This is a genomic window from Candidatus Polarisedimenticolaceae bacterium, assembly GCA_036376135.1.
Taxonomy (GTDB): Bacteria; Acidobacteriota; Polarisedimenticolia; order Polarisedimenticolales; family DASRJG01; genus DASVAW01.
Genome location: DASVAW010000132.1, coordinates 41,960 through 49,977, shown reverse-complemented (window position 1 = coordinate 49,977; position 8,018 = coordinate 41,960). Strand labels below are relative to the sequence as shown.

Sequence of the window (8,018 nt, the reverse complement as noted above, 5' to 3'; positions counted from 1 at the left end):
GGGACCTCCTGACGGACTAACGAGCTTCGCGGGCTTGAGGGGTCAAACCACGGCGCGTGCGCGTCGCCGCCGTGCGAGGAGCGTCGAGCCGTGCGAGATCGACCCGGCACCCGTCCCCCTCTCGATGCGGGTCGTGAACCCGATGTCCTCGAAGTCCCTCAGGATGAAAGCGTCCGAAGTGACGTACCCGTACGCTTCGCCGGTGGAGATATTGAGCCCCAAGTTCGTCGCAGGCCCCCCGCCGCCGAGCACGGCGGAGCCGGACCCGCGCCACGCAAGCGAGCCGCCGGACCATTGCGTCGTCGAGTCGCCGGTGCCGAATTGGCAGAACGACTGCGGCGAGCAGTAGTCGACGGCCACGTTGAGCTGCGTGCGGACCTCGAAGGTCTTGCCGCCCGAGGTGATCGAACCGACCGTCGGAAGCGACCAGTACTGGTAGGCAGACCCCCAGTCATCACGGCGTGCGGGGGCTCTGGAGAGGAACCCACGGCGCGGCGGACTCGGCCGCCGCGCCGTGGGCGAGGGGGGACTCAGTCCGGGCAGACCGTCCGGTCTTCCGAGGTCGGGTCGACGAAGTCGATGACCGCGCAGCCGTTCTGCACCGAGATGTTGGCGACCACGACGCCGCCGACCGTGGCGGTTCCGGTCATGGTTTCGCGGTTGAAGGCGACGCCGACGAGGACGCCGCCGTTCGACGCCGAGAACGACATCCCGTTCGGCGTGAGGAGGAAGGTCCCGCTCACCGCCGACCGGCCGGTCTGGTCGACCGTCACCTGCACCGTCAGCGCCACCGTTCCGAGGCCGCCGCCGGAACCGGGGGTGATCGTGCCGTTCACCGCCACGGTGGCGGAGCCGCCGGACCACGTGGCGGTGGCGTCGAGGTCGATCGTGACCCCGGTCGCTCCCGACGTCGCCACCATCGTGCCGTCGACCGTCGTGCTGCGGCCGCCGACGTTCGTGGTGCCGGAGAAGGCGAAGTTGAAGGTCCCCTCCGGGGACTCGGAACAGGTCCCGGTGATCCCGTTCCCGAGGTCGAACGTCGCCTCGCAGGTCCCGAGGCCCGCACCGCCCTGGAGGATGAGGCCGGCAGCAAGGTCGCCGCCGAGGTCGGCCACCGGAGCCCCGGCCGCTGCCCGGGCCGCGGAGACCTCCACGGCCGTCGTGGACTGGCCGGCGGAGGGGTCCGTCACGTTGTCGGATGAGCTGCACCCGGAAAGAGTGAGCATCGCGGCGACGGCGAAAGTGACTGCGATCGAGAATTTCTTACTCATGGTGTTGCGGTCCCCCATGTTTCTGGTGACTTCCGCGGTCGTAGCATGCGAAAGCCGCGCCGCGCGGGATTGTCGAGAATTCGACGTTTTCTAGTGCCGGATTCGCGCGATGGGTACATCCCCATTACGGATCGGCGCCGCCGCTCACGAGACTCAGACCGAGAAGCGCTCCGCCTCCCAGGACAACCCGAGCTCGCTCGGGGGGGCCATGTAGCCCAGGATCGCGCTGGCGGCCACGACCGAGGGGCTCGCGAGGTACCCCTCGCCGCCCACTCCCATGCGGTTCTGCCAATTCCGGTTGAATGACGTGATCGCGCGTTGGCCCGGCCTGAGGGCGTCGGGTCCCTGGCCGAAACACGGGCCGCACCAGCTCTGGCGGATCGCCCCTCCCACCGACCGGAAGACCTCGGCGATGCTCTCGCCGCCCAGGCGCGCGTCGGGGCGCTCGATCTGATGCTTCACCCCGCCGGAGCCGGGGAAAACCACGAGCTCCGTCGCCGTCTTCTTCGCTCCCGACTGCCGCGCGGCGCGGATCACCAGCGCCGCGGACAGCAGGTCGTCGTACCCGCCGTTCGTGCACGAGCCGATCATCGCCTTGTCGAAGGTGAGCTTCTCCCTCGCGACCTCCTCCGCGGGGAAGGCGTTCCCCGGGCTGAACGGCTTCGCGATCATCGTGACGACGCCGTCGAGCGCGAGTGTCTCGTCGATCGCCCACGCGACGTCCGCTCCCGGGGCGATCGGCGGGTAAGGGAGGTCGGCCATCCCCTTCGCGCGGAACCACGAGTACGTGATCTCGTCGGGGGCGAAGATCCCGTTCCAGCTCTCCGCCTCGGCCATCATGTTGCAGATGGTGTTGCGGTAGGCGATCGGGAGCTGTCCCTTCGCGTCCACGAATTCGACGCTCATCCCCTCGGACTGCTTCGCCCCCCAGCGGCGCAGCAGCTCGAGGACGAGGTCCTTCCCGGTGACCCAGGGCTGCAGCGCGCCGGTGAAAACCACGCGCCGCGGCTTGGCGACCGTCGTGTAGATGTGCCCGGTCGACCAGCCGAATCCCAGCGTCGTCGAGCCGACGCCGATGCCGATCGCGCCGTAGGCGCCGTAGGCGCGCGAATGCGAGTCGGCGCCGGGGATCATCATCCCCGGGACGACGAGCCCCTGCTCGGGGAAATAGAAGTGGAAGATGCCGTCCCCGGGGGTCGCGTAATACGGTTTCTCCATCCCCTGCGCGGCCGCGAACGCGCGACCGATCGAGGTCTGCTTCTCGTCGGAGTCGACGCCGGTGAAGACGAAGTGATCGTTCGCGATCGCCGCCTGCCTCGGGAAGATCGAGGTCCCTCCGGTGATCTGGTTGAAGGTGTGGATCGCGAACGGGGCGGTGCCGTCGCTGGCGGGCAGGAGGTCCGCGTACACGCGTACGGTGGTTCCCGCCTTGACCTCGGCGTCCTTGTCCACGCGGTGCGCCCAGAGGATCTGCTCCGAGGTGGTGAGGCGCCGGGCGATTTCGGGGTCGGGCCACACGATCCGCGGCGCGTGCTTCACCGAGTCGCGGAACTCGCGGCGGCCGATCGCGAAGATCCCGCCGGAGCGGCGGATCTCGTCCTCCTTCGGCGTGAGCGGCACGGGGAGGTAACGTTTCCCCTGCGTCTCGTTGGCCAGCTCGCGGGAGGCGGTGTCGAAGGTCAGGACGTCGCCGTCGCGGGCGTCCTCGACCGCCTCGGGGCATTGCACGACGTGCAGGCCGAGGTTGAAGCTGTTGCGCCGAAAGATGTCTCCCATGTTGTGGGAGCAGACGATCACCAGTTCGAGGCCGGCCTCCTCGGCGACCCCCTTGAGCCCCGCGGGGCTCATCTCGCGCGAGGAGCCGATGGCGAAGCGCTCCCCCGCGATCACGAACGTCTGGCCGGCGTGCACGCGCTTGCGGAAGTCGGGCATGAGGTGCCGGAACGATCCGGCCTTCCAGCGTTCGTCGAGAGTCTCGAGGCTCTCCGACACGCAGTCGGCGGCCGGAGTGATCTGGTCGGTGTCGATCGCGTCGAGCTTTCTCCCGGGGCGCTTCGGGTCCCAGAAGATGAGCGCCGTCCCGCGGAGGACGTGGCCCGCCTGCGTGCCGGCGAGGTCGGAAGGGCGCGGCGCGGGGAGCGTGTCGCGCGTGGTCCCCGGGCGAAGGCGGGCGGGCTGGATCGTGTGGAGCGGTTTCGGCACCGTGGTTCCCCCTGAGCGCGGCGGCCCCGGATCGAGCTTCGGGTGGGGCCGGCCGAGCAGTATAAGAGAGCCCCGCGCGGCGGTCCCGGAACCCGACCTTCGACCACTTTTCGACTTCCCCGGAGCCGTTCCTCCGTGTACGTTCCGGCGTCATGCCGGAACCGGCCCCGAACCCGCTGTCCGGATTCGCCGAAGCCGTCGGGCGATGTCTCGACGCCGGCGATCCCGCCGCCATCGCCTCCGCGGTGCGCGAGGCGCTCGCCGCCCGCATCGCCGGTGCGCGGGTCACCCTGCCGCCGTCCGCCTCGCGCGCCTTCCCCGATCGCTACGCGCGCCGCCTCATCCACCGGGATCCCGAGGGCCGGTTCTCGATCGTGGCGATGGCATGGGGGCCGGGGCAGTTCGCGCCCGTGCACGACCACGACGGCTCCTGGTGCGTCGAGGGGGTGCTCTCGGGGGCGACGTTCTCCGAGCCGTATCGCGTGCTCGACTCGCGCGACGGCTCGTGGCGATTCGAGCCGCAGGCGCGCGAGCTGACGCGCATCGGGGACACCGGCGCGATCTTCCCTCCGTTCGAGCACCACGTCTACGGGAACGCGTCCGCCGACGCGCCCGCGCTCACGCTGCACGTGTACGGTCCCGAGCTGCTCAAGTGCGCGTGTTACACGCGCGAAGCCGACGGCACGTGGTCCCGACGGGAACGGACCCTGTGCTACGACCCCTGGTGAGCGCTTGAGGTTCGGAAAACACCCGCGGTTCGTGGTGCGCTCCGAGGCTCCGTTCAACGGCGGCGCGCCGCTCGATCTCCTCGGTGCGCAGGCCGTCACGCCGACGCCGCTTTTCTACGTGCGCAACCACGCCGACGTTCCCGACATCGATCGCGCCGCGTTCCGACTCGTCGTGGAGGGGCTCGTCGACCGCGAGCTCGTGCTCTCGCTCGACGACCTCGCGCGACTTCCTCGACGCGACGTCGAGGCGGTGTTGCCTTGCGCGGGAAACCGACGCCTCGAGCTGATGGCCGTCGCGCCGACCCCCGGCGAGCTCCCGTGGGGCCCGGAGGCGGCGAGCAATGCGGCCTGGAGCGGTTTCGCGCTCGCGGACGTGCTCGCGGTCGCGGGGTTGCGCGACGGCGCCGCGCACGTCGCCTTCGAAGGGCTCGACCTCTGCGAGCGGCACGGGGACACCTTCGGCTTCGGAGGGTCGATCCCCCTCGAGAAGGCGGTCGGGGGCGAGGTGCTCCTCGCCGACCGGATGAACGGCGCGCCCCTGGAGGCGGTGCACGGCGCTCCGCTGCGGGCCCTCGTGCCGGGGTACATCGGCGCGCGCAGCGTCAAGTGGCTCTCGCGGATCCGCGTTCAGGCGCAGCCGAGCGACAACTACTTCCAGCGCAGGGCCTACCGGCTGCTGCCTGCGGACGCGGCACCGGGCGCGGAGGCGGGGCCGATGCTCGGCGCGTTCCCCGTCAACGCGATCGTGACGTCGCCGTCGCCCGACGCGGAACTCGCTGCGGGGCGCGTCGAAGTTTCGGGGGTCGCGCTCGTGGGCGGAGGACGCACGATCGCGCGCGTCGAGATCTCCGGCGACGCGGGCGGAAGCTGGGTGGAGGCGACGCTGGAGCGTCGCGCCTCGAGGTGGTCGTGGACGCGCTTCCGCGCCGGCGTGCGCCTCGCGCCGGGTGCGGGGACGATCGTCGCCCGCGCGTGGGACGACGCAGGGTCCGGGCAGCCGGAGCATCCCGCGGGAATCTGGAACGCGAAGGGGTACCAGAACAACGCGTGGTACCGGGTCGCGGTCCTCGCAACCTAGCGCGAGGCCGCGTCCAGCAGTCGCCAGATCGAACGCCACGGCCATCCGGTCGCGCGCTCGAGGCCGATCTCGCACGTTCGGCTGGTCGCGTAGTAGCCGTCGAACTCGCGGTGGGCGAGCTCGCGCGCTTCCTCCGCGGTCGCGGAGGCGGTCAACTCGGGGTGCAGGTACCCGCGATCCCCGGCGAAGCCGCAGCAACCGGCGCTGGGCGGAACGAACACGTTCCTCGCACACGCGCTCGCGATCGCGCGGAACTTCGCGTCGAGCCCGAGCTTTTGCGCCGAGCAGACGGCGTGCAGCGCCACCGACGGCAGGCGGCGCCGGATCGGCAGTCGCGGCAGGACCACGTCGTGCGCGAAGGCGATGCCGTCGAGGACCGAGCCGCCCCATTGGTGGGCGCAGGGGCTCGTGTCGGTGAAGGCCGGGAGCTTCCCCCCTTGGGTCCAGCGATCGATCCGTGCGTGGGACGCGCGTTCGAGCGCCGCCGCCTCGCGGGGGAATCCCTTCGATGCGAACGGCATCCCGCAACAGCTCCCGGCGACGTCGCCGGGGATCCAGACCGCGATCCCAGCGCGCGCGGCGACGGCCACGATCGTCGCCGCGAGGGACTCCTGCTCGCCGTCCCCGGCGATGCGGCTGACGCACGACGGGACGTACACGGCGGCCGCCCCCTCGCGCGTGGTCCGCGGGAGCGGCGGCGCCGGTGGGGGCGAATCGGGAAGCCACTCCGGAAATCCCAGCGCGGAGGTCGCCCCGGAGATCGCGGCGTCGCCGAAGGTGGAGGCGGCGGAACGCCCGAGTCGCAAGGCCATTCGCGCCGCGGGCTCGACCACGCGGAAGCCCGACGCCAGCGCGGCTGCGGTCGTCCGCGCGATCGGGCCGTGCCCCTCGGCTCGAAGCCGTTTCACGAGCTTGCCGGTGTCGATCGCGACCGGGCAGGCGGTCGCGCACAACCCGTCGGTCGCGCAGGTGTCGAGCACGTCGTACGCCGACTCCGACTCGAGCGCGACGGCCTGGTCCTCGAGGCCGTCCTCGAGCAGGCGCGCGCGTTCGCGCCGCACGAGGATCCGGTGCCGCGGCGAGAGGGTGAGGTCTCGGCTCGGGCAGCGCGGCTCGCAGAACCCGCACTCGATGCATGCGTCGGCCTCCTCCTCGATCGGGGGAAGCGTCTTGAGCGAGGAGACGTGCACGCGGCGGTCGTCGTTGAGGAGCACGCCCGGGTTGAGGATCCCGTCCGGGTCGATCAGCCGCTTCACCTCGCGCATGACCGCGTAGGCGTCGGCTCCCCATTCGGTCTCGACGAACGGGGCCATGTTCCGCCCGGTCCCGTGCTCGGCCTTCAGCGCGCCCGCGTGACGCACGATCACGAGGTCGGCGAGGTCGGCCGTGAAGGACTCCAGCTGACGGGCGCCGTCGGCATCCATTCCCTGCGCGAGCAGGAAGTGGAGGTTCCCGTCCTTCGCGTGGCCGAAGACGACGGCGTCCTCGTAGCGGTGCTTCCGGAAGAGCTCCTGCAGCCCGAGCACGCCGTCGGCGAGATGCTCGGGAGGGAACACGACGTCCTCGGTCACGAGCGTGGTGCCGCGGCGCCGGCGCGCGCCGACGGAGGGGATGATCCCCTTCCGGACCGTCCACAACGCGCCCTGCTCGGCGGCGTCGCGTGTGAGCGAGGCCGACACCGAATCCAGCTCCGCGGCGTCCGCCGCCTGGTATTCGACCAGGATCGCCGCGGCGTCGTTCCCGAGCTGCGAGACGGACGCCGGAACGCCCGGCCTCCCCTCGACCGCGCGGAGGGAGGCGCGGTCCATCAGCTCGAGCGCCGCGGCCCCGGACTCCCGGAGCGGCTCGATCGCGCGGCAGGCCGCGTGGACGGTTTCGTAGAACTGGAGCCCCGTCGCCTTGTGGGGGAGGTCGGGAACGGTCCGGAAGGTCGCCTCCGCGACGAACGCGAGCGTGCCTTCCGAGCCGACGACCAGGTGCCAGAGGATGTCGAGCGGGTCGTGGAAGTCCACGAACGCGTTGAGCTGGTACCCCATCGTGTTCTTGAGGCGGTATTTTCTCGCGATCTTCGCGGCGAGGGGGGCGTCGCCGCGCACCCGATCGCGCAGCCGGGCGAGCCCGTTCCAGATCGCCGGCTCCGACTCCCGCAGGCGCTCGCCGGCGTGGGGGAGGCCGCTGTCCACCACGGACCCCGAGGGGAGCACGAATTGCAGCGACTCGAGGGTGCGATAGGCGTTGCGCTCGATCCCGCAGCACATCCCCGACGAGTTGTTTGCGACGATGCCGCCGATCATGCACGCGTCGATGGAAGCGGGATCGGGTCCGAGCTTGGTTCCGTACCGGGCGAGCGCCCGGTTCGCGAACCCGCCGATCACCCCCGGCGCCACGCGGATCCGCCGGCCGTCGTCGAGGACGTCCAGGCGGCGCCAGTGACGCGAGACGTCGACGACGATTCCCGTGCCGAGCGCCTGCCCCGAGAGGCTCGTGCCGGCGGCGCGAAAGGTGAGCGGGATCTTCTGCCGGCGCGCGAAGGCGAACAGGCCGCGGATCTCCTCCACGTCCTTCGGGCGCACGACGGCCGAGGGCGGGATGCGGTAGAGGCTCGCATCGGTGGCGTAGACCGCGAGGTCGAGCGGGCGCGTGAGGACGCGATCGGGGGCGAGGAGCGCTTCGAGGCTCAGTCGGAGTTCCACGCGCGACAGCGTAGCGTTCGCTGCCACATGCGGTACAGTCCTTTCC

At 71.1% G+C, this 8,018-nt stretch carries 6 protein-coding genes; 2 read left to right on the top strand and 4 right to left on the bottom strand.

Translation table 11 applies throughout. The features are described from left to right. Nucleotides 1–42: 42 nt before the first annotated feature. The 3 genes from VF139_13815 to VF139_13805 form a co-directional block, all read right to left on the bottom strand. Nucleotides 43–360, bottom strand: coding sequence for a hypothetical protein (locus VF139_13815; protein HEX6852469.1), 318 nt, complete (start codon nt 358–360; stop codon nt 43–45). A gap of 170 nt (nt 361–530) precedes the next feature. After that, entirely contained in the window at nt 531–1,190 is a 660-nt protein-coding gene (locus VF139_13810; GenBank protein HEX6852468.1) for a hypothetical protein, read from the bottom strand. 234 nt (nt 1,191–1,424) lie between these two features. After that, nucleotides 1,425–3,473 (bottom strand): aconitase family protein, encoded by a 2,049-nt coding sequence (locus tag VF139_13805; protein HEX6852467.1) that lies wholly within the window; start codon nt 3,471–3,473, stop codon nt 1,425–1,427. A 152-nt stretch (nt 3,474–3,625) separates the two neighbouring features. Between VF139_13805 and VF139_13800 the strand changes: the two genes are divergently transcribed. Both VF139_13800 and VF139_13795 read left to right on the top strand, forming a co-directional pair. Next, nucleotides 3,626–4,201 carry a cysteine dioxygenase family protein gene (locus VF139_13800; GenBank protein HEX6852466.1) on the top strand — a complete coding sequence of 192 codons (576 nt, stop codon included), beginning with the start codon at nt 3,626–3,628 and terminating at the stop codon, nt 4,199–4,201. A 4-nt stretch (nt 4,202–4,205) separates the two neighbouring features. Then, nucleotides 4,206–5,279 (top strand): sulfite oxidase, encoded by a 1,074-nt coding sequence (locus tag VF139_13795; protein ID HEX6852465.1) that lies wholly within the window; start codon nt 4,206–4,208, stop codon nt 5,277–5,279. Here VF139_13795 and VF139_13790 read toward each other — a convergent pair. Next, entirely contained in the window at nt 5,276–7,972 is a 2,697-nt protein-coding gene (locus VF139_13790) for an FAD-binding and (Fe-S)-binding domain-containing protein (GenBank protein ID HEX6852464.1), read from the bottom strand. The genes VF139_13795 and VF139_13790 overlap by 4 nt on opposite strands. Nucleotides 7,973–8,018: the final 46 nt, after the last annotated feature.